Annotated in this window: 20 protein-coding genes; 10 read left to right on the forward strand and 10 right to left on the reverse strand. The window is 65.9% G+C overall.

Annotated features, from left to right (window positions below):
• The first annotated feature begins 105 nt into the window (after nt 1–105).
• From sigE to AC5RW2_RS08490, 3 genes are all read left to right on the forward strand, one after another.
• The gene (gene sigE, locus AC5RW2_RS08480; RefSeq protein ID WP_493963155.1) at nt 106–798 is read left to right on the forward strand and encodes an RNA polymerase sigma factor SigE; all 693 of its coding nucleotides are present in this window, start codon (nt 106–108) and stop codon (nt 796–798) included.
• An 8-nt stretch (nt 799–806) separates the two neighbouring features.
• The gene (locus tag AC5RW2_RS08485) at nt 807–1,886 is read left to right on the forward strand and encodes a zf-HC2 domain-containing protein (protein ID WP_493962948.1); all 1,080 of its coding nucleotides are present in this window, start codon (nt 807–809) and stop codon (nt 1,884–1,886) included.
• A gap of 101 nt (nt 1,887–1,987) precedes the next feature.
• The gene (locus AC5RW2_RS08490; protein WP_493962947.1) at nt 1,988–2,413 is read left to right on the forward strand and encodes a twin-arginine translocase TatA/TatE family subunit; all 426 of its coding nucleotides are present in this window, start codon (nt 1,988–1,990) and stop codon (nt 2,411–2,413) included.
• A gap of 72 nt (nt 2,414–2,485) precedes the next feature.
• On the opposite strand, the gene AC5RW2_RS08495 is transcribed toward AC5RW2_RS08490, so the two are convergent.
• From AC5RW2_RS08495 to AC5RW2_RS08505, 3 genes are read right to left on the reverse strand one after another with little or no spacing between them, the layout of a single operon-like run.
• Nucleotides 2,486–3,637 (reverse strand): Mrp/NBP35 family ATP-binding protein, encoded by a 1,152-nt coding sequence (locus tag AC5RW2_RS08495; RefSeq protein ID WP_493962946.1) that lies wholly within the window; start codon nt 3,635–3,637, stop codon nt 2,486–2,488.
• Between the two features lie 5 nt (nt 3,638–3,642).
• Nucleotides 3,643–4,242 carry a DUF1003 domain-containing protein gene (locus AC5RW2_RS08500; protein WP_493949698.1) on the reverse strand — a complete coding sequence of 200 codons (600 nt, stop codon included), beginning with the start codon at nt 4,240–4,242 and terminating at the stop codon, nt 3,643–3,645.
• Entirely contained in the window at nt 4,235–5,512 is a 1,278-nt protein-coding gene (locus AC5RW2_RS08505; protein WP_493962945.1) for a magnesium transporter MgtE N-terminal domain-containing protein, read from the reverse strand. Before AC5RW2_RS08505 ends, AC5RW2_RS08500 begins: the two co-directional genes overlap by 8 nt.
• Before the next feature lie 174 nt (nt 5,513–5,686).
• Here AC5RW2_RS08505 and AC5RW2_RS08510 point away from each other — a divergent pair, with 174 nt between their 5' ends.
• The gene (locus AC5RW2_RS08510; RefSeq protein ID WP_493962944.1) at nt 5,687–6,604 is read left to right on the forward strand and encodes a YflT domain-containing protein; all 918 of its coding nucleotides are present in this window, start codon (nt 5,687–5,689) and stop codon (nt 6,602–6,604) included.
• A 124-nt stretch (nt 6,605–6,728) separates the two neighbouring features.
• Here the strand turns inward: AC5RW2_RS08510 and AC5RW2_RS08515 are convergent, their stop codons facing one another.
• The gene (locus tag AC5RW2_RS08515; protein WP_493962943.1) at nt 6,729–8,300 is read right to left on the reverse strand and encodes an aminopeptidase P family protein; all 1,572 of its coding nucleotides are present in this window, start codon (nt 8,298–8,300) and stop codon (nt 6,729–6,731) included.
• A gap of 75 nt (nt 8,301–8,375) precedes the next feature.
• Here AC5RW2_RS08515 and AC5RW2_RS08520 point away from each other — a divergent pair, with 75 nt between their 5' ends.
• The 3 genes from AC5RW2_RS08520 to AC5RW2_RS08530 all read left to right on the forward strand — a co-directional run bounded on the left by AC5RW2_RS08520 (nt 8,376) and on the right by AC5RW2_RS08530 (nt 11,473).
• Nucleotides 8,376–9,239: a PHP domain-containing protein gene (locus AC5RW2_RS08520; RefSeq protein WP_493962942.1), complete on the forward strand. Its 864-nt coding sequence runs from the start codon at nt 8,376–8,378 to the stop codon at nt 9,237–9,239.
• Nucleotides 9,240–9,633: 394 nt separating this feature from the next.
• Nucleotides 9,634–11,331, forward strand: coding sequence for a sodium:solute symporter family protein (locus AC5RW2_RS08525; RefSeq protein WP_493962941.1), 1,698 nt, complete (start codon nt 9,634–9,636; stop codon nt 11,329–11,331).
• Nucleotides 11,332–11,341: 10 nt separating this feature from the next.
• Nucleotides 11,342–11,473 carry a putative transporter small subunit gene (locus tag AC5RW2_RS08530; protein WP_240691681.1) on the forward strand — a complete coding sequence of 44 codons (132 nt, stop codon included), beginning with the start codon at nt 11,342–11,344 and terminating at the stop codon, nt 11,471–11,473.
• A 131-nt stretch (nt 11,474–11,604) separates the two neighbouring features.
• Here AC5RW2_RS08530 and AC5RW2_RS08535 read toward each other — a convergent pair whose 3' ends face one another.
• The 3 genes from AC5RW2_RS08535 to AC5RW2_RS08545 form a co-directional block, all read right to left on the reverse strand.
• Entirely contained in the window at nt 11,605–12,519 is a 915-nt protein-coding gene (locus tag AC5RW2_RS08535) for a DNA-methyltransferase (RefSeq protein ID WP_493949704.1), read from the reverse strand.
• Nucleotides 12,519–14,150, reverse strand: a complete 1,632-nt coding sequence (locus AC5RW2_RS08540; protein ID WP_493963154.1) for a DEAD/DEAH box helicase — start codon at nt 14,148–14,150, stop codon at nt 12,519–12,521. Before AC5RW2_RS08540 ends, AC5RW2_RS08535 begins: the two co-directional genes overlap by 1 nt.
• A gap of 326 nt (nt 14,151–14,476) precedes the next feature.
• On the reverse strand, nt 14,477–16,063 hold the full coding sequence (locus AC5RW2_RS08545) for an RNB domain-containing ribonuclease (protein WP_493962940.1): 1,587 nt from the start codon (nt 16,061–16,063) through the stop codon (nt 14,477–14,479).
• Nucleotides 16,064–16,114: 51 nt separating this feature from the next.
• On the opposite strand from AC5RW2_RS08545, the gene AC5RW2_RS08550 reads away from it, so the two are divergent.
• Both AC5RW2_RS08550 and AC5RW2_RS08555 read left to right on the forward strand, forming a co-directional pair.
• Complete coding sequence (locus AC5RW2_RS08550; RefSeq protein ID WP_493949706.1) at nt 16,115–16,810, forward strand: ferritin-like fold-containing protein; 696 nt, start codon at nt 16,115–16,117, stop codon at nt 16,808–16,810.
• 128 nt (nt 16,811–16,938) lie between these two features.
• Nucleotides 16,939–17,274 (forward strand): 4a-hydroxytetrahydrobiopterin dehydratase, encoded by a 336-nt coding sequence (locus AC5RW2_RS08555; RefSeq protein ID WP_493949707.1) that lies wholly within the window; start codon nt 16,939–16,941, stop codon nt 17,272–17,274.
• A gap of 6 nt (nt 17,275–17,280) precedes the next feature.
• On the opposite strand, the gene AC5RW2_RS08560 is transcribed toward AC5RW2_RS08555, so the two are convergent.
• Genes AC5RW2_RS08560 through AC5RW2_RS08570 form a run of 3 tightly spaced genes read right to left on the reverse strand, consistent with a single transcriptional unit; the run spans nt 17,281 to nt 18,489 of the window.
• On the reverse strand, nt 17,281–17,580 hold the full coding sequence (locus AC5RW2_RS08560; RefSeq protein ID WP_493949708.1) for a hypothetical protein: 300 nt from the start codon (nt 17,578–17,580) through the stop codon (nt 17,281–17,283).
• Between the two features lie 5 nt (nt 17,581–17,585).
• Nucleotides 17,586–17,810 carry a DUF3107 domain-containing protein gene (locus tag AC5RW2_RS08565; protein ID WP_493938610.1) on the reverse strand — a complete coding sequence of 75 codons (225 nt, stop codon included), beginning with the start codon at nt 17,808–17,810 and terminating at the stop codon, nt 17,586–17,588.
• Nucleotides 17,811–17,868: 58 nt separating this feature from the next.
• Nucleotides 17,869–18,489: a TetR/AcrR family transcriptional regulator gene (locus AC5RW2_RS08570; protein WP_493949709.1), complete on the reverse strand. Its 621-nt coding sequence runs from the start codon at nt 18,487–18,489 to the stop codon at nt 17,869–17,871.
• Nucleotides 18,490–18,603: 114 nt separating this feature from the next.
• Here AC5RW2_RS08570 and moeB point away from each other — a divergent pair, with 114 nt between their 5' ends.
• Nucleotides 18,604–19,788 (forward strand): molybdopterin-synthase adenylyltransferase MoeB, encoded by a 1,185-nt coding sequence (gene moeB / locus AC5RW2_RS08575; RefSeq protein ID WP_493962939.1) that lies wholly within the window; start codon nt 18,604–18,606, stop codon nt 19,786–19,788.
• Nucleotides 19,789–19,800: the final 12 nt, after the last annotated feature.

Raw genomic sequence — 19,800 nt, forward strand, 5'->3', positions numbered from 1 at the left:
GTGGTCGGCAAGAGCGGCGCAACCCGGCCGGGTTGGCGGGGTTCGCGCAGCTCGTTTACAGAATTCTCCCAGTTTTCTGGGTAAAGATAGTTACCCGGGACGCCGATAGCCAGACCGGCAGCAAGCGCGCCGCATTCCCGGACATTTTCAACGTGGGCGGCATGCGGGACGAGCCGTGAAAGGGGCACTACGATGACGAAGCTTCAGGGCGCCGCGCCGGACGCAGCAGCCGGCCCCGATCAATGGGTTGCCCCGACCTGGGAAGAAGTGGTCCGCAACCACTCCGCAAAAGTCTACCGGCTGGCGTTCCGGCTCACCGGCAACCGGTACGACGCCGAGGACCTCACCCAGGAAGTCTTCGTCCGGGTCTTCCGCTCGCTGGATAACTTCAAGCCCGGCACGCTGGACGGCTGGCTCCACCGGATCACCACGAACCTCTTCCTGGACCAGGCACGGCGCAAGAGCAGGATCCGCTTCGACGGGCTCAGCGACGAAGCCGAGGCCCGGCTGCCCGGCAAGGACCCCGGCCCCGAGCGCAGCTTCGAATTCAACAACCTCGACATCGATGTCCAGGCCGCACTGGAAGAGCTGCCCCCGGACTTCCGCGCCGCCGTCGTGCTCTGCGATTTGGAGGGGTTGTCCTACGAGGAGGTCTCGGCAGCCCTTGACGTCAAGCTGGGAACTGTCCGCTCGCGCATCCACCGCGGCAGGACCATGCTCCGTGAAAAGCTGGCGCACCGGGACCCGGGCGGCAAGCGCCCCCGCCTGAAACTGCCCCGGATCGTCGGAGCCCACTGATCGTTGCAATGCTCCACCCGGAAAAAGAGCTGGCGGAGTATCTGGACGGCGAACTTTCCGATGATCGCCGCCCTGCCCTCGAACGCCATCTAAAACGCTGCAAGCGCTGCCGCCGCAGCGTAGACGAGTACCGCCAGATCCAGGAGCGTCTTCGCTCCATGGACGTGCCGCCCCCTGGCGAGGACCTGACCGCCCGCATCCTGCGCTGTAGCCAGCCCGAAAGGCCAGCGGCTGAGGCCAAGCCCACCGAAACGCGGGCCACAGGGCGCCCGCTAGCCGAGGCCGCCTCACGGATCGACCGGTCCGGCGCGGCGGGCCGGTCCAACTCCATGGTTCATGGTGCCGCTTTCCTGCCTGCCGCCGCCCCGACCTCACATTCCGTTTCCGCGGGCAAACCCTCCGCGCGCGTGGTGGCCTTGGTGGGCGGCGTCACGGCCGGTTGCGCCGTCCTGACGTTGTCTGCAGCCTACGTCCTGGGTGGTGAGGCGCAGACTGCGTCCTCGGGGCCGGCCGCCGGGGCGGACTGGGCACCGGTGTCCGCGGAGGCCGCCGTCGCTCGGCCGGTCGCCCTGGACAGTTCCGGACTGGAGGCATTGCGCCGAAGCGGCTGGACCTGCCCGCTGCTGCTGGGGCTCGGCTACCGATTGCAAAGCGCGGAACAGTTGCTCGTGGGCGGCCAGCCAGCAGTCAGGCTGGACCTCAGCGATGGTAGCCACCGGGTGGTCGTCACCGAACAGCGTCGTATGGCCACCAACGGGGAGGAATCGGGGAGGGAAAAAGCCGCTCCGCCGCTGAACGCCACCACGGGGCATCCCGTAACGATGGACGGTTTCCACGAGGTCGCCGGACTGGATCGCGCCGTGTGGATGCGCGGAGGCAAGGAGTGGACGGTGGTCCTCGACTCCGAAGACGTGACCTATACGTTGCGGTCCGACCTTCCGCTGGCGCAGATGCCGGAAGCGGTTAACCAAGTGGTCCTGACGGAAAACTCCCGGCTGGAGCTGCCCCAGCCGGCTCCAGCCGACGACCCGCTCAGCCGCATCATCCGCGGGCTGGGAATGATGGTCAGCCCCTCGTCGTCCAGATGATGCGCGGCCGGGACGGGCGGAACGAGACAACAGGATCACACGCAAGGACGGAATGCCGCGCCAAGTGGCTGACCGGCATGACGAACGGGTAATCTTCAATCGTGTTTGGAATCAACGGCTCAGAACTGATCATCCTGGCAATACTTGCCGTGGTGATCCTCGGTCCTGAGCGGTTGCCGGAGTATGCCGCCCAATTGGCCCGGTTCGTCAAGCAGTTGAAAACCATGGCCGCCGGCGCCAAGGAACAGCTGCGTGAAGAAGTCGGCGACGACATTGTGGACATGGATTGGCGGAAGCTGGATCCGCGGCAGTACGATCCCCGCCGCATCATTAAAGAAGCCTTATTGGATGACGACGACGAAGCGCCGCGCCCGGCGCCAGCGGCACCGGCAGTGGCCGCGGCTGCAGCTTCGGCGGCCGGCACCGCAGTCTCCACCGGTTCACGGGCGCCCGGACGTCCGGCGTCCCAGCCGGCAGTACAACTTGCAGCCGGCGAACCGGCTCCGTTTGATTCCGAGGCGACCTGATCCAGGCAGCGCAGCACCCGCCCACCTGCTCGCCAACGCATGACAAGGCACGGCGCGGCCACCGGAAAGGCTTCAGCGGGGAGTGACGCCCAGCGGGCGGCCGGCCAGCCCACGCGGTCGCGCTGCCAATTCCGCAGCAATCCGCCGCAGTTCCACCGCGGCTACTCCCTCTCCGGATTCGTCGTCCGCATCCAAGACAATCGGTCGGCCGGCGTCGCCACCGGCACGCAGCGCCGGTTCCAGCGGGATGCTTCCCAGCAGCGGTACCGGCGTCTCCAGCACCGCGGAGAGCCGTTCGGCGACCGTCCTGCCGCCGCCGGAGCCGAAGACCTCCATCTTCGATCCGTCCGGCAGCCGAAGCCAGGACATGTTTTCGATAACTCCCGCCACCTGCTGCCCGGTCTGTGAGGCAATGGCGCCGGCGCGTTCAGCCACTTCGGCAGCGGCGGTCTGCGGGGTGGTCACCACCAGGATTTGCGACGACGGCAGCAGCTGCGCCACGGAGATGGCCACATCCCCGGTGCCCGGCGGCAGGTCCAGGAACAGCACGTCCAGGTCGCCGAAGTAGACGTCGGTCAGGAACTGCTCCAACGCCCGGTGCAGCATCGGCCCCCGCCAGGCCACGGGCTTGTTGTCCGCGACGAACATGCCGATGGAGATGACCTTCACGCCGAACGCGACCGGCGGCAGGATCATCTCGTCCACCTGGGTCGGGGCCTGCGTAATGCGCAGCAGCCCGGGGACGGAGAACCCGTAAACGTCGGCGTCGATGATGCCCACCCGCAGTCCTTGGGCTGCCATGGCGCAAGCGAGATTGACGGTCACGCTGGACTTGCCCACGCCGCCCTTGCCGCTGGCCACGGCGTACACGCGGGTGAGCGAGGAGGGATCGGCGAACGGGTTGCCCCGTTCCGAGCCGCGGAGCTGTTCCTTCAGCTCGCTGCGCTGCTGCGGCGTCATCACGTCCAGCTCCACCTGCACCGCGGAAACTCCGGGAACCGGCGCCAGCGCCTGTTCAACGTCGGCGGTGATGGTGCCGCGCAGCGGGCAGCCCGCAATGGTTAGCAGCACGCCCACGGTGACCCGTCCGGCGTCGTCAATCCGGACGTCCTTGAGCATGCCCAACTCCGCGATCGGCCGGCGAAGCTCTGGGTCGATCACCGTGGCCAGCGCGCGTCTCACGGCTGCCGGATCCGGTAGTTCGAACGTGTATGGATCAGTCATGTCTCTCAGTACTCCTGGACGCCGTTCTGGGCCTGCGGCAGCTTGGGCAATGCAGCGGTGGCGTCGGAGGGCCTGCGCCGGCCGCGGCGGCGTTCCTCGCCGGACTCGTCGTCCAGGAGTTCCTCCAGCACCGAGCGCAGCTCGCTGCGGACAAAGTCACGGGTGGCCACTTCGCGGATGGCGATGCGCAGCGCGGCCAGCTCGCGGGTCAGGTACTCGGTGTCGGCCAGATTGCGTTCGGCGCGCTGCCGGTCCTGCTGCAGCGAGACCTTGTCGCGGTCGTCCTGCCGGTTCTGCGCCAGCAGCAGCAGGGGAGCGGCATAGGAGGCCTGCAGCGAGAGCATCAAAGTCAGCGCGGTGAAGCCCAGCGCCGCGCTGTCGAACCGCAGCGACTCCGGACCGAAGGTGTTCCACGCCAGCCAGACCACGCAGAAGACGGACATCCACATCAGGAACTGCGGAGTGCCCATAAAGCGGGCGAAGTTCTCCGTGGCATGGCCGAAGGCATCCGGATTTGGCCTTATCCGGGTCAGCAGGCGGGTGCGTGTCTCGCGTGGGGTGTCCAGTCCGGCGACTTTGAGTTTGCGGTCGGTCTTCTCAGCCAACGCGTCCGCCTCCAATCACGGGTGAGTCGTCTTGTGCGCGCCAATCGTCGGGCAGCAGGTGGTCAAGCACATCGTCGACGGTCACGGCACCAACCAGCCGGCCGGCCCTGTTGACCACCGCCAGGGCGTTCAGGTTGTAGGTCGCCAAGGTGCGCGCCACGTCGCTGACGTCCGTCTGGTCCAGCACGGGTTCCAAATCCGTGTCCACAATGTTGCCCAGCGCCTCCGGTGGCGGAAAGCGCAGCAACTGCTGGATATGGACCACACCCAAGTACTTTCCGGTGGGTGTTTCCAGCGGCGGCCGGCAGACAAAAATGGCCGATGCCAGCGCCGGCGTAAGCTCTTCGCGGCGCACGTGGGCCAGCGCCTCGGCCACGGTGGCTTCCGGCGGCAGGATCACCGGCACCGGCGTCATCATGGAACCGGCCGTGTTCTCCTCGTACTCCAGCAGCCGCCGGACGTCTTTGGCCTCCTCCGGTTCCATCAGCTGCAGCAGCTCTTCCTTTTGCTCCTCGGGCAGCTCAGCCAGCAGGTCCGCGGCATCGTCCGGGTCCATTTCTTCGAGCACGACGGCGGCGCGCTCCGCGTCCAGCGACGTCAGGATCTGCACCTGGTCGTCATCCGGCAACTCCTGCAGGACGTCCGCCAGCCGGTCGTCCTGGAGCTCGCTGGCGACTTCGAGCCGGCGCTTCTGCGTCATTTCATGCAACGCCTCGGCAAAGTCGGCGGGCTTGAGGTCCTCATGGCTGGCCACGAAGGTGGCGGCGGCCTGCGGTTCGTGGCGGGCGCCTTGGAAGGCCTCCTGCCAGTCCACAATTAACGTTTCGTTGCGGCGCAGGCTGCGCAGCGGCGAGCTGGAGTAGCCACGCCGGACGAAGAGCTGGGACACATACCAGTCGCCGTCGCGGGACTGCTCCATGCCGATGTCCAAAATCGTGGCATCACCGCTGCCATCGGCGAGCGTGACCCGCCGATCGAACATTTCGGCGACTACCAGCGTTTCGGCACCGCGCTGTTCGAATCGGCGCAGGTTGACCAGCCCGGTGCAGATGACCTGCCCGGCGTTGATCGAGGTGACACGGGTCATCGGGACGAACACCCGCTTCTTGCCGGGCACCTCCACGACCAAACCAACGACCAGCGGCGGCTTGGCCGGGCCGTAGTCCAGGACAACGGCGTCGCGCAGCCGGCCCAGGCGGTCCCCGAGCGGGTCGAAGACATCCAGGCCCAGCAGCCGGGCGACGAAGACGCGGTTGGTTTTTGTGCTCACCCCTTTAGGCTACGTGCTGGGCCCCGAAATCCGGGATCCGGCAACCTATCGGTGTGGTACCAGGTGTCGGACTGACGGGCGCCGCGGCGGCGTTGCGGCTGGCAAAACCGGCTAGCGCGTTCACCTGAAGCGATACCCGGGCCATCTGCCGCATATATCAGCGACAATGAGGGTATGTCGATGCTTGGCCGCACAGATTCCCGGGACCTGAACCGTGCTCTTCCACAGGGCGAGCTGATCGGTAACTACCGGTCGTATCTGGATGCCCAGAAAGTGGTGGACTATCTGGCGGACCAGGAGTTTCCCGTCCAGCACGTGACCATCGTCGGCAATGACTTGAAGACCGTCGAGCGCGTTACCGGCAAGCTCAGCTACCCCCGTGTCGCCCTTTCCGGGGCGGCCACCGGTGCGTGGTTCGGCCTGTTCGTCGGGCTGCTGTTGATGCTGTTCGGCGGCGGCGAAACGTATGTGCTGCTGATCTCGTCAATGGCCATGGGCGCAGCCTTCTGGATGTTGTTCGGCATCATTTCCTACGCGCTGCAGCGCGGCAAGCGGGACTTCACATCCACCAATCAGGTGATTGCCACCAGCTATGACGTGGTGGTTGCTACCGACGTGGCGCAGGAAGCCCGCCGGCTGGCCGCGCAGCTGCCCATGGCCGGGACCGCGCGTCCCGGACAGCCGGTCAACCAGGCACCGGGGCCCTTTGGCCAGCAGCCTCCGTCCGGTTACGGCCAGCAGCCGCCCTTCGGCCAGCAGCCGCAGGCGCCGGAGCGTCCCGCCCAGTGGGGAGAGGACCCGTACCAGCAGGGCGTCAACGTCCCGGCAGCGCAGCCCGGCCAGGCCCAGCCGGAAGGGCAGTCCGCGTCCGGACAGCCGGTGCGCGGACGCTACCCGGATCTGCCGGATGGCCGCCCGCAGTATGGAATCCGCGTGGCGCCCGAACCGCAGGCCGGCGCGCCGCAGCAGACGGTCCCGGCTGAGCCCGAGGGCAGCAGCCAGCAGCCCCAAGGGTCCCAGACCGAGGGCAGCCCGGAAAATCCGGAGCGGAACAACGATTCCTCCGCAGGCGAAGGCCGCTCCGGCACATAGCCCCAAGGCCGCTCCGGCACGTAAGCTCCGCCCGCACCATCACCGGAACGCACCAGGGGTCCGCCGTTTCTCACGGCTGACCCCTGGTGCGTTGTCTGGGTCCGGCTGCTGCCGGCCGTCCGGTTTAGTCGCCGGACGTGCCGTAGATGCCGGCCATCCAGGACTCTACGTCCTCGGGCTTGCGCGGCAGGGCCGCCGAGAGGTTGACCGGACCGTCGGCGGTCATCAGGATGTCATCCTCGATCCGCACGCCGATGCCGCGGTATTCGGCCGGTACCGCCAGATCCTCATCCTTGAAGTACAGCCCGGGCTCGATGGTGAACACCATGCCGGGAGTGAGCACACCGTCCAGGTACAGGTCCCGCTTCGCCTGCGCGCAGTCATGGACATCGAGGCCCAGATGGTGGCTGGTGCCGTGCGGCATCCAGCGCCGGTGGTGCTGGCCTTCGGGGGAGAGAGCCTGGTCCAGCGGGACGGGCAACAAGCCCCATTCTTCCAGCCGCTCGGCGAGTACGGTAACGGCGGCGGTGTGGATGTCACGGAACTTGACGCCCGGCTGCGCGGCGGCAAAACCGGCGTCGGCAGCATCGAGAACCGCCTGGTAGACCTTGCGCTGGATGTCGGTGAACGTGCCGTTGACCGGCAGCGTGCGGGTCACGTCAGCGGTGTAGAGCGAGTCGGCCTCCACACCGGCATCCAGCAGCAGCAGGTCGCCCGCCTTCACTTGTCCGTTGTTGCGGATCCAGTGCAGGATGGTCGCGTTGTTTCCGCTGGCGGCGATGGTGTCGTAGCCCAGGTCGTTGCCTTCTTCACGTGCCCTGGCGAAAAAGGCTCCCTCCACCACGCGTTCGCCGCGCTCGTGCGTGAGCGCGCGCGGCAGCACCTTGACCACCTCGTGGAAGCCGTTGACCGTGGCCGCCACCGCCTTCTTCATCTCCTCGACTTCCCACTCGTCCTTGAGCAGACGCAGTTCGGACAACGCTTCGGCGAGTTTGCCGTCGAGTTGGTCGGACTCCTCCAGATCCACGCCCGTGTTGATCCGGGAGGTATCCACCAGAGCGTCCACGTTCAGGTCGACTTCGCGAAGTAGCCGGATGCGCATGCCACCGACGTGGACGACGCCTGCATCCTTGGTGATCGCAACTTCCAGCTCGCCCAGATCCGCGGTGGGCAAGCCAAGCCGCTGGTTCAGTTCCTCCAGCGTTGGCCGGGGCCCGATCCAAAACTCGCCGTAGCGGGCGTTCGCGTAAAACTCGGCGGAATCGCGGCCGGACATCGGGCGGAAATACAGCGTGGCGCGGTGATGGCCGCCGTCGTCGCCTGCTCCTGGCTCGGTGGGCTCCATGACCAGCACTGCATCGGGTTCATGGTCCAGGCCCAAGCCGGTGAGGTGCGCGAAGCCCGAGTGCGGGCGGAAGCGGTAGTCGGTGTCATTGGAGCGGACCTTCAGCGGGCCGGCCGGAATGACAAGGCGTTCGCCTTGGAACTGGTCGGACAGTGCACGGCGGCGGCGTGCAGCGTAAGGCGTCACCGCTGACTGCTCGACGGCGGACGATCCGGCCGGCGCCCAGTGGCTGCCCATGAATTCTTTGAAGGCATCCGATTCAGGGCGCTGGGAGCGGTTGTTGACACGGTCTTCCAGCGGCTGCTCTCCGGCAGGCTGCTGCGAGGCGTTTTCGGTCTGGTAAGTACTCACCGGTCCATCGTCTCACCGGCCCAAGATGCTGCCAACATCCGCCGTCCGCGGAGGTCCTGGCGTAAATTGGGTGCTGTGATGATCGACCTGCACACGCATTCCACGGTTTCCGACGGCACCGAGCCGCCCGCCGCAGTGATACGGGCTGCTGCAGCCGCCGGCCTTGATGTGGTGGCGCTGACCGACCATGACACCACCGCCGGGTGGGACACGGCACGTGCCGCCGCCGTCGACGCTGGCATAGGGTTTGTGCCGGGCATGGAAGTCACTTGCCGGACGGTGGAGGGGATCAGTGTGCATGTCCTGTCCTATATGCAGGATCCAGGCCATCCCGGACTGCTGTCCGAGATCAACAAGGCCCGCGACGCCCGTCTGACCCGGGCCGAACGCATGGTGGAGCTACTCGCCGAGGACTTCCCGATCACCTGGACGGAAGTAACTGAGCGCGTCGGCCATGGAGCAACCATCGGTCGGCCGCATATTGCCGATGCGTTGGTGGCTGCAGGGATCGTGTCCGACCGCAGCGAAGCCTTCGCGCAGATCCTGACCTCCCATTCGCGCTATTACGTATCCCATTACGCCCCTGACCCGGCCACCGCCGTCGCGTTGGTCCGGGAAGCCGGGGGAGTGCCGGTCTTCGCGCATCCGGTGGCGAGCGGCCGGGGCCGCGTGGTGGGCGACGCCGTCATCATGGAAATGATTGACGCCGGTCTGGCGGGCGTGGAGATCGACCATCGCGACAACCCCGAAGTGGGCAGGCTGAGGCTGCGCGAACTGGCAGCCCGGCACGATCTGCTGGTCACCGGATCCAGCGACTACCACGGTGCAGGCAAGCCGAACCGGCTGGGCGAAAACACCACCGATCCGGCGATGCTGGACCGCATCCTGTCGCTCGGCACCGGAACGGACGCCTACCTTCCAGGACGCCTCGCCCGCTGAATGGGTTACGGCTTGGTTATGGCCGTTACTCGGCAGTACAGGTCAAAACTGTTAGAGTCTTGCTGCACTTGATGCTCCTCCGGGCAAGTTTCCGATGTCTAAGATCCGGAAAAACTGTCCCGACGGGCATCCCATGTCCCGCAGTTGACTGACAGACAGCAACTGCCTGTGCAGGGCGGCGCGAGAGACGATGCGCCGTCATTTTTGTGCCGTGAACACGCGGCGGCCTCTAAGGTCCGGGTCAGTTCCGGGCGGGACAGCGCGCTTCGAATCCTCCACCGGATTCCTCGGTCCGATGCACTGTGCCGGACAACATGGCAATCGAGCCTGATCGCTCGGCGCGCACTTAGTCTGGCTGGCATCCGGTGGGCTGGCCGTGAACGAGAGGAATGGAATGACGCAGGAAAATGCGGATTTCTACCAACTCAGCGGCTGGACCGTGATTCTGCTGCTAGTGCTGTTCTATGGCGGCACGCTCCTGATGTCTGCCCTCATCGGGAAAAAGAAAGAGAACGCCGACGGCTACATGACCGCCGGCAACAAGCTGGGATTTGGCATCTCGGCGGCCAGCATGACGGCAACCTGGATCTGGGCGTCGTCGATGTATGCGTCGGCTACCTCGGGCTATACCTACGGTATCTCCGGGCCGATCCACTACGGCCTCTGGGGAGCGTTGATGATTCTGTTCATCTACCCCTTCGGCCGGCGGATCCGTGCGGTGGCACCGAAGGCCCACACACTGGCGGAAGTCATGTACGTCCGCCACGGCCGTTCCAGCCAGTTGATGCTGGCCGGCTCCAACGTGGTTGGCAGTTTGATCAGCCTGACCTCTAACTTCATCGCCGGTGGCGCGCTGGTGGCGCTGCTCTCTCCGTTCAGCTTCGGCCAGGGCGTCATCGCCGTGGCAGCCGGCGTGCTGCTTTACACCCTCTGGTCGGGATTCCGTGCTTCAGTGTTGACCGACTTTGCCCAGGTGCTGGCCATGCTGGGCGCCGTCGTCGTGATCATCCCTGCGGTCTTCTTTGCGGCCGGCGGACCGGGGTTGTTTGAAGCGGGCGCACAGAACCTGACGGCGGAGCAGTCCAATTTCTTCTCCAGCGAGGCCTTCCTGAACCAGGGCGCGCCCTACATCGCGGCCGTGCTGGCCTATGCCATTGGCAACCAGACCATTGCGCAGCGGCTCTTCGCCGTGCGTGAGGACCTGATCAAGAAGACCTTTGTCACGGCCACCGTGGGCTACGGTGCCACCGTGATCGGCATCGGAATGCTCGGCGTCATGGCCCTTTATCTCGGCCTGGCTCCTGCTGGCGGCGATCTGAACAACCTGATCCCGCAAATGGCTTCCACGTACCTGCATCCGATCCTGCTTGGTGTTTTCCTGATCATGATCATCGGCGCGCTCTCCTCAACAGCCGACTCGGACCTTTCGGCACTGTCATCGATCATGATGGCCGACATCTATGGCCAGACCGTGGGCAAGGGAAAGGCCAACGCCAAGACCATGCTCCTGGTGGGTCGAGTGACCATGATCGTGGCCACCGCGGCCGCGCTCTACTTCGCCAGCGGGCAGATGAGCATTCTGGATCTGCTGGTCTTTGTGGGAGCCCTGTGGGGCGCGCTGGTCTTCCCGGTGATTGCCAGTTTCTACTGGGAGAAGGTCACCAACAAGGCCTTCACGGTGTCTGTGCTGGTGGCGCTGGCGTTCTTCCTGCCGGTGCGGTTCGGCTGGCTGCCGATGGACGGCGCGGTCGGCATCTTCTTTGACGTCATCTCCGTGATCGGCATCGGCGTGGTGCTGGGCCTGATGGCCTTTGGCTTCTTCGGGCTCAGGTGGGCCAAGATCATCGCTGCTGCCGGCGCCGTCATTGCCGCCCCGTTCGCGATCGGGAACCTGCACGATTACGCCGTGCTGAGCGGGTCGCTGGTCGCTTACGCGGTCAGCACCGTGGTGTGTTACCTGATGTCGGCACGCAGCACCATGGAGTTTGACTTCGAGACCATCAAGCAGCGGATCGGCGACTTCGACCCCAGCGAGCCTGCGACCTCCACTACCGATTCCGAAGCCGCGGGCCATACCGCGGCCCTGAAGTAAGGAGACCTTCATGGAGACTCTGCTCCTGACTGTTTACGTCCTCATCTGGCCGGTCATCGTGGCCGGCACGCTGTATGTCATTTCCCGCGGCTTCTTCAAGGAATGGGCCGAATCCCGCCGCGAAGGCCGCAGCATCATCTAGCTGCCTTCCGCGGAACCCTCTTCCGGAACAACGGCGGGGCCCGGGACCAGTTCGTGTAACTGGTCCCGGGCCCCGCTTTTGTCTAGGCTGCTTCGACGTCCTGCCGGTGCCGGCCGGCCGCTGACGCTGGGTCAGGTAGCCGGCAGCGCAGCTGCTTCACCGGCCCCGACGACGGCTGCTTCGCCGGCGTCGATGACCGTGGCATGGTCACCCAGCCGTTTGCGCATGACGTCGATGGCCTGCGGGTTCTGGTCAACGCACACGAACCGCCGGTCCATGCGGGCTGCCACCGCGCCGAGGGTCCCTGAGCCGGCAAAAAAATCCAGTACCCAGTCGCCCGGCCGGCTGCTGGCGGCCACCATCCGGCGCAGCAGTCCTTCCGGCTTCTGCGTGGGGTAGCCGGTCTTCTCCCGTCCGGTGGGGGAGACAATCGTGTGCCACCAGACATCGGTGGGAAGTTTGCCGCGCGCGGCCTTCTCCGCCGTCACCAAGCCCGGTGCCATGTAGGGCTCGCGGTCCACTTCGGTGTTGTCGAAGTGGTAGGCCTTCGGGTTCTTCACATAGACGAGGATGTTGTCGTGCTTCGCCGGCCAGCGATTGCGCGCCCGGGCGCCGTAGTCGTAAGCCCAAATGATCTCGTTCAGGAAGCTCTCGCGGCCGAACAGAATGTCCAGCAGCACCTTGGCATAATGCACCTCGCGGTAGTCCAGATGCAGGTACAGCGTGCCGTCGTCGGCCAGCAACCGCCAGGCTTCGGACAAACGCGGTTCCAGGAACGACCAGTAGTCGTCGAAGGCGTCATCGTAGCTGGCGAGCGTGCCTTTGACCGTCTGGTAGGACCTGCCCTTGAACCCGATGCGGTCACCTTCGCCGTCGGCGCTGCGGACCATCGAAGTCTGTTGCCGGCGCTGGACCCGCCCGGTATTGAAGGGCGGGTCCAGATAGATCATGGTGAAGGCGCCGTCGGGCAGCGTGGGCAGGAAGTCGGCGTTGTCCGCCCTGACTACCAGCGAGCCGCCGTCCTGCGTCCACTGGACGTCGGCCACTATTCCCCGCTGGCGCCGTCGGTGCCCTGCTTGGCCGCCTCGGTGACGACCTCGCCGTTGCGGCGGCGGGTGCGCGACCGCTTCCGGCGGGGCTTCTCGGCGGAGACACCGGCCGTGCTCTCGGCCGTGCCAGCGGCCGTGGCTTCCTCGCCACTGCGGCGCTGCCGGCGGTTGCCCGAGTCGGACCGGCCCTGCGGGCCGCCCTGGTGCGCACCGGCGCGGCGCGAACCGCCGCGTCCGCCGTCCTGACGCTGGCCGCCGGAACGCGAGGGGCGCTTTCCGGTCTCGCCGAGGTCTTCGAGCTTTTCCGCGTCAATGCCGGCGAGCTTGCGCTGGCTGCGCGGCAGCCGGCCCTTGGTGCCCTCGGGGATGTTCAGGTCGGCGAACAGGTGCGGCGACGAGGAGTAGGTCTCCTGCGGTTCCGGAACGTCCAGGCCCAGCGCCTTGTTGATCAGGCCCCAGCGCGGCATGTCGTCCCAATCGACGAACGTGACGGCGGTGCCCTTGTTGCCGGCGCGGCCGGTGCGGCCCACCCGGTGCAGGTAGGTCTTTTCGTCCTCGGGGCACTGGAAGTTGATGACGTGCGTCACGTCCTCCACGTCGATGCCGCGGGCGGCAACATCGGTGGCAACCAGCACGTCCACCTTGTTGTTGCGGAAGGCGCGCAGCGCCTGTTCGCGGGCGCCTTGGCCGAGGTCGCCGTGGATGGCGCCGGCGGCGAAACCGCGGTCCACCAGTTCCTCGGACAGCTTGGCAGCGGTGCGCTTGGTCTTGGTGAAGATAATGGTCCGGCCGCGGCCTTCGGCCTGCAGAATGCGGGCCACCACCTCGTCTTTGTCCAGGTTGTGCGCTCGGTAGACAACCTGACGGATGTCCTTCTTGGTGATGCCTTCGTCGTCCGGGTCGGCGGCACGGATGTGCGTCGGCTGGGTCATGTACCGTCGGGCCATGGCGATGACGGGTCCCGGCATGGTGGCGGAGAAGAGCATGGTCTGGCGAACGGCTGGCGTAGCGGCCAGCAGGGTCTCGACGTCCGGCAGGAAGCCCAGGTCCAGCATTTCGTCGGCTTCGTCCAGCACCACAATGCGGACGTTCTTCAAGCTCAGATGCTTCTGCCGGTGCAGGTCGATCAGCCGGCCCGGCGTGCCGACTACGACCTCCACGCCCCGCTGCAGCATCTCGATCTGCGGCTCGTAGGCGCGGCCGCCGTAAATGACGGCAACGCGCGCATTGCGCTGCTTGGAAGCAGTGGTGAGGTCGTTGCTGACCTGTACGGCCAGTTCGCGCGTCGGCACAATGATCAGGGCCTGGGGCGCGCCGGGAACCGGAAGCTTGTCGTAGCCGTCGTCATCCGGCCCAACGACCCGCTGCAGGGCCGGGATGCCGAAGCCCAAGGTCTTGCCGGTGCCGGTCTTGGCCTGGCCGATGATGTCGTGGCCGCCCAAAGCCACCGGCAGGGTCATGGCCTGGATCGGGAAGGGATGGGTGATGCCGGCGTCGAAAAGCGAACGCACAATGTCCGCGCGAACATTGAAATCGGCGAAGGTCTGCTTGGGCAGTTCGTGCGGGCGTTCGTCGGAGGCCAGCGAGGCCTCCACGGCGAGTTCTTCGGCGCTGTTGTCAGCGTGGATGAGCTGTTCGCCGCCCACTTGGATGTTGTCAGTGTTCAATTACATACCGTTCATTCAGGCGCCGACGCCGCCGGTGCTCAACGGTCCTGCCACAGATGATGCGGCAGCGGAACAAAGCGGAAGCGTGGCGCAACCAGTGGAAGCCGATCGCGGGCTAACAACTGCTTTCCTGGCCGGCCGGGAAAGGCAACCAGAAGGTTTAAGATCGCGTAGGGGCTGATCTGTTGATGGATTCAATTCACTCAATCAACGACCGGGCATCCAGTACTACACGATTAAGTCTACCGGTGATGGGCAAACCGGGCTTGTCGGCGCACCGAGGGAAGCTATCGGTCGGCCAATTCGAAGCGAAGGCGCCGTTCTTCAATGTCTGCCACGGCCAAGCGGACGCGCACCGTGGCGCCGGCCTCCAGGACTCCTGAGCAGCGGGCGGTGACCGGCGGATCGCTGAGCTGGACCACGCCATAAGGTTCCGGGGTGCCATTGCCCTGCCCATTGCTATTTCCGTTGCCTTTACCGCGGCCTGCCACCAGGACTTTCCCGTTTCCGGTGCCGTTGCGGTTGCCTTGGCTGCCGTCCGCGCTGCCGTTTGAACTGCCGTTTCCGTTGCCATTTCCGTTGCCCGGGCTGCGGGTGCCGGTAATGACGACGGCGTCGAACTCCTCGCCGACCCGGTGGCTGAGCAGCGCCGTTTCCACCGCATCCAGCGCGGCGCGGTCCATCCGGCCTGCCACTTGGTCTGAGGCCGCCATCAGCTTGGGCAACTCGTCCAGTGCGTCCCGTGCCCACTGCGGCACCGGTTCACCGGCGCACAGGGCGTGGCAGATCACTAGGACAAACCGGTCCACCAGCCGGCGCAGCGGAGCGGTGGTGTGAGCGTAGGGTGCGGCTATGGCTGCCTGAAGCTGTTCGGCGGGCACTTCGCCGTCGAACGGCGTGTAGCCGGCGCCGCGGAACAGCGTCGTGGCCGCATGCATCAGGGCCAGTTGCTGAGGATCGGTGGTATCCAGGCTGCGCAGGTAGTCCCCGTAGGCCATGTCCTGCGGCCACGGAAAACCAAGGGCCTCGGTCTGCCGGCGGTACTGGGCTTCGGCCTCGGCATCGGGGCCCGGCATCGTGCGAAGGATGCCGATCTTGCCCTCCAGCATGATCTCTGCCGCGGCCATCCCGGTCATCAGCGAGATCTGCGCGTTCCAATCCTCCACCGGCAGCGGGGGTTTGGTGACAATAAAGTAGTGCCGGCCGTCGTGGGCGATTTCCTGGTCCGGAACATTGATGCTGGCGCCGCCTCGCTCGCGTTCCAGTTCTACGCGCTTGAGGCCGACTTCCTTCAGCAGCAGCAGGGTGGGGGCCGCGTCGCCCGAATTGATGTCCTGCTGGACCTGCTCATAGTTCAACTTGGCCCGGGACCGCACTTTTGCACGCTCCACCGTGGCCGCGGTGACGCGGGCACCGGCGTCGAGCTCAAAGCGCCACACATAGGCCGACCGCACCTGGTCCTCCAGCAACGACCCGGCCTGTTCGCCGATGACGTCCGGATGCAGCGGTATCCGCCCGTCCGGTGCGTAAATCGTCTGGCCTCGCCGCCGCGTTTCGGCATCCAGTTCCCCGCCGGCCGCCACAAAGGACGGAACGTCGGCGATCGCGTACCAGACCGTGTAACCGTCCTCGCTCGACTCGATGAACATTGCCTGATCCAGATCGGTAGACGACGGCGGGTCGATGGTGACGAACTCCAGCGACGTCAGATCGGTCTGCGGCAGTTGGTGGGCGGCAACGGCGGCCTCCGCTTCGGCCAGTGCGCCCTCGTCGAATTCCTGCGGCAGGTCGAACTCTGTGCGCAGGTCATTGAGCACCCGGGCCAACAGATGCTGGGACTCATTGACCTGCGAATCCAAATGCGGGGACGGCACAGGGTTAGCCTAACGGCAGCCGGGTCGAAATGGGACGCTACTCTTGAATTCATGAGCACCGAGAGCACCGTGCCCGCGGCGGCCGGAGAGGATTCCGACCGCCGCCGGCAATTCCTGATCGATCTGTACGGCGTGATGGCCTACGGCGAATTGTCTGCCTTCGAACGGTTTTCCTCCGACGCCCGCTTTTCGCCCACCCTGCACGACCGCGCCGCGGTGGGACGGCTTGCCGTGACCGAGTTTGAACATTTCGAGGCAGTGGCAGCGCAGCTGGAGCAACTCGGCGTTGACGTGGAAAGTGCGATGGCCCCGTTCCAGCCCTCCATCGATGCTTTCCATGACCGGACGCGGCCGGCCGACTGGTACGAATCCTTGATGAAGGCCTACGTCACCGACGGTGTGCTGGGCGACTTCTACCTGCATATCGCCGGAGCGCTCGACGACGAGACACAGAAGCTGGTGGCCCGGATCAAGGAAAACACCGAACAGATTTCCATGATCGCGGCCCGGCTCAAGCAGGTGCTGGCCGACGATCCGCGCCTGTCCTCGCGTCTGGCGTTGTGGGGGCGCCGTCTGGTCGGCGAGGCCCTGACCCAGGCCCAGCGGATCGGGATTGAGCGTGCCGTCCTGAGCGAGCTGATGCGTGGACAGGATCCGGACCGGCAGGCGCGCGCCACCGAAGAACTCTTTGCGCAGCTGACCCAGAACCACTCCCGGCGGATGAACGACCTGGGCCTGACGGCGTGAGGCGAACCCTTCAAAGCTGGTGGGATCGCCGGTAGGCTGACGGTGGCCGCCGTTCGAGGCCACGCGCTGGCTTTCGCAGCGGTGCCAAGGCGGCCGGACCTAGCCCTGCAGCAGACCGGGAGGACAACGTGGGACGTGCCAAGGACGTGCTGAGCAGCGAAGAGATCGACCGGCAGCTCCTCGGGCTGCCGCACTGGCGCTATGCAGGCGGAGCGCTGGTCAGCGTGTTCACGCTGGACAACGGGCGCGAGGCACTGAATTTCATTGCCGCCGTGGGCGACCTTGCCGAGGAGCAGAAGCACCACCCGGACTTGGACTGGCGGTACAACAAGGTTTTCCTGCGGTTCACCTCGCACGACGCCGACGCCGAAGTCACGACGCGCGACGTCTCCGCGGCGGCAGCCGTCAGCGTATTGGCGCGGAAGCTGTCCGCCGACGCGGACCCGGAGGCTTACCCGCGGTAGCCCGGCTCAGCCCAGCAGGGCGGTCAGGCGCTCGGTGTCCCGCTGCACCCGGCGGCGCCCGATCAACCAAGCACCGGCCCACGCAGCCGGAACGGACACCGCCATGGGCAGCAGCCATGACAGGTAGTGCACTCTTGGCTCGGAAGCCACGCCTGCGGTCATCAGGATGAACCAGAGCAGCACCGCCGCCGCCACCGCTATGCCGGGCAGCAGCAGCACGCCGTACGCGCTCCGGCGTGAATCCACAGCCCAAGCCGTGAAGCCGACGGCGGCGGCTACCAGCACCAGCAGGACCAGCGGGACCATGACGGCTAGAGCGCGCCGAAACCGACTGGGCGCGGACCTTCGGCGCCGATTTCAACGTAGGCCAGCACATTGGACGGAATGATGACCAGGCGTCCCTTGGCATCGGTCAGGCGCAGTTCGGCACCGCCGTTCATGGCCTTGCTGGCAATCTCGGCCACTTCGTCCGGGGACTGCGACGAATCGAGCACGATTTCACGGCCGACGTTCTGCATGCCGATCTTGACTTCCACGCTGATGCCTCCTGCTTGAATGCTTTTTGCGGGTAGGTTCCCTACTGGCGAATCTATCCTAGGGTTCCTTCGGGAAGCGTGAAATTCCGCGCCAAGCTAAACGGTAGATCAGTTCGCTGGCGGCATCCTGGTCAAGGTCGCCGCCGGCACGCAGCCAGTGCCGCGCACTGATCTGCGCCATGCCGGCCAGAGCACGGCCCAGCAGCGTCGCCTCGACCTCGGACAGCTTGGTGTCCTCGGCGATCACATCGGCGATGGCGCTGGCCAGTCTGGCGTTGAACTCCTCCAGCCGGGAGCTGACATCGGGATCGTTGTTCAGATCGGATTCGAAGACCAGCCGGTGTGCTTGGCTGTCCTGCGCGATGAACTGGTAGTAGGCCCGGATGGTGGCGTGCACGCGCAGTTTGTTGTCCGTGGTCGAATTCAAGGCCGCCATCAACATGGCGTTCAGCGATTCCAAGTGGTGGTCGAGCAGTGCCAGGTAGAGTTCCCGCTTGCCCGGGAAGTGCTGGTAGAGCACCGGCTTGCTCACGTGTGCGGCGTCGGCGATCTCGTCCATTGCCGCCGCGTGGTAGCCATTGGCCACGAACACCTCGTGCGCCGCCTGCAGCAACTGGCGCCGCCGTTCCTCCCGGGGCAGGCGGGTGGGTCTGGCAGCGGGGCGGGGTTCTGTAGTCACGGCGATACACGGCCTCTTCCGGCGCGCGGTCAGTGCCGTGGCGCCACAATGCAGTAGGTGTCAGTCCCGACCAGTTTACGCACCAGTAACGGTTCAGCGGCGTAGATTGGAACAATGACCACCCAGGAACCCGGGCAGCTGCCGCCGCTGGTGGAGCCGGCGGCATCGCTCAGCAGAGACGAAACCGAACGGTACTCGCGGCACTTGATCATTCCGGAAGTAGGCATGACGGGCCAACTCCGGTTGAAGAACGCCAAGGTCCTGGTGATCGGTGCCGGCGGCCTGGGCTCACCTGCCATGCTGTACTTGGCCGCAGCCGGTGTGGGCCGCATTGGCATTGTGGACGACGACGACGTGGAGGCCAGCAACCTGCAGCGGCAGGTCATCCACGGCATGGCCGACCTGGGGCGCAGCAAGGCAGCCTCCGCCCGGGACAGCATTCTGGCATTGAACCCCGGCGTGGATGTGGTGCTGCACGAGGTCCGGCTGGACTCCGGCAACGCGCTGGAGATCTTTTCCGGCTATGACCTGATCCTGGATGGCACGGACAATTTCGCCACCCGGTACCTGGTCAACGATGCCGCCGCGCTGCTGGGCAAGCCCTACGTGTGGGGTTCCATCCTGAGATTCGACGGACAGGTCAGCGTCTTCTGGGATGCCTACGGTCCGAACTACCGCGACCTCTACCCGGAGGCGCCCCCGCCCGGCTCGGTGCCGTCCTGCGCCGAGGGTGGCGTCCTAGGAGTGCTGTGCGCCCAGATCGGCTCGGTGATGGTGAACGAAGCGATCAAGCTGATCACCGGGATCGGGCAAACACTGCTGGGCCGGGTGCTGGTTTTCAACGCCCTCCAGATGAGTTGGCGTGAGCTGAAAGTGCGCAAGGCCCCGGACGCCGAGCCGATCACCCGGCTGGTCGACTACGAGGCCTTTTGCGGAGTGGCGCCGGCGCGTGAAGTGGACAGCGACCACGCCGTGGACGCCCGCACCCTGTCCCGGATGCTGGCCGACCGCGATGCCGGCAAGCGGGACTTCCAGTTGATTGATGTCCGGGAGCCCGGCGAGTATGAGGTAGTCAGCATTCCCGGTGCGGTGGTGATCCCGAAGGGCCGGATCCTGTCCGGCGAGGCGATTGATGACCTGCCGCGGGAGCAGGACCTGGTTTTCCACTGTAAGTCGGGAGTCCGCTCCTCCGAAGTGCTGGAGAGCCTGCTGGCGCAGGGCTACACGCGGGTGTCCCACCTTGACGGAGGAATTCTGGCGTGGGTCAGGGACGTAGAGCCAGCCAAGCCGGTGTACTGAGGCCCCTCCCGC

The organism is Arthrobacter sp. B0316-1-20 (assembly GCF_059091865.1).

Excerpts from the sequence above, each read along its gene's own strand:
- AC5RW2_RS08485 (WP_493962948.1), top strand. The coding sequence starts at position 807 with ATGCTCCACCCGGAAAAAGAGCTGGCGGAGTATCTGGACGGCGAACTT.
- AC5RW2_RS08495 (WP_493962946.1), bottom strand. The coding sequence starts at position 3,637 with ATGACTGATCCATACACGTTCGAACTACCGGATCCGGCAGCCGTGAGA.
- AC5RW2_RS08510 (WP_493962944.1), top strand. The coding sequence starts at position 5,687 with ATGTCGATGCTTGGCCGCACAGATTCCCGGGACCTGAACCGTGCTCTT.
- AC5RW2_RS08525 (WP_493962941.1), top strand. The coding sequence starts at position 9,634 with ATGACGCAGGAAAATGCGGATTTCTACCAACTCAGCGGCTGGACCGTG.
- AC5RW2_RS08530 (WP_240691681.1), top strand. The coding sequence starts at position 11,342 with ATGGAGACTCTGCTCCTGACTGTTTACGTCCTCATCTGGCCGGTCATC.
- AC5RW2_RS08550 (WP_493949706.1), top strand. The coding sequence starts at position 16,115 with ATGAGCACCGAGAGCACCGTGCCCGCGGCGGCCGGAGAGGATTCCGAC.
- AC5RW2_RS08560 (WP_493949708.1), bottom strand. The coding sequence starts at position 17,580 with ATGGTCCCGCTGGTCCTGCTGGTGCTGGTAGCCGCCGCCGTCGGCTTC.
- moeB (WP_493962939.1), top strand. The coding sequence starts at position 18,604 with ATGACCACCCAGGAACCCGGGCAGCTGCCGCCGCTGGTGGAGCCGGCG.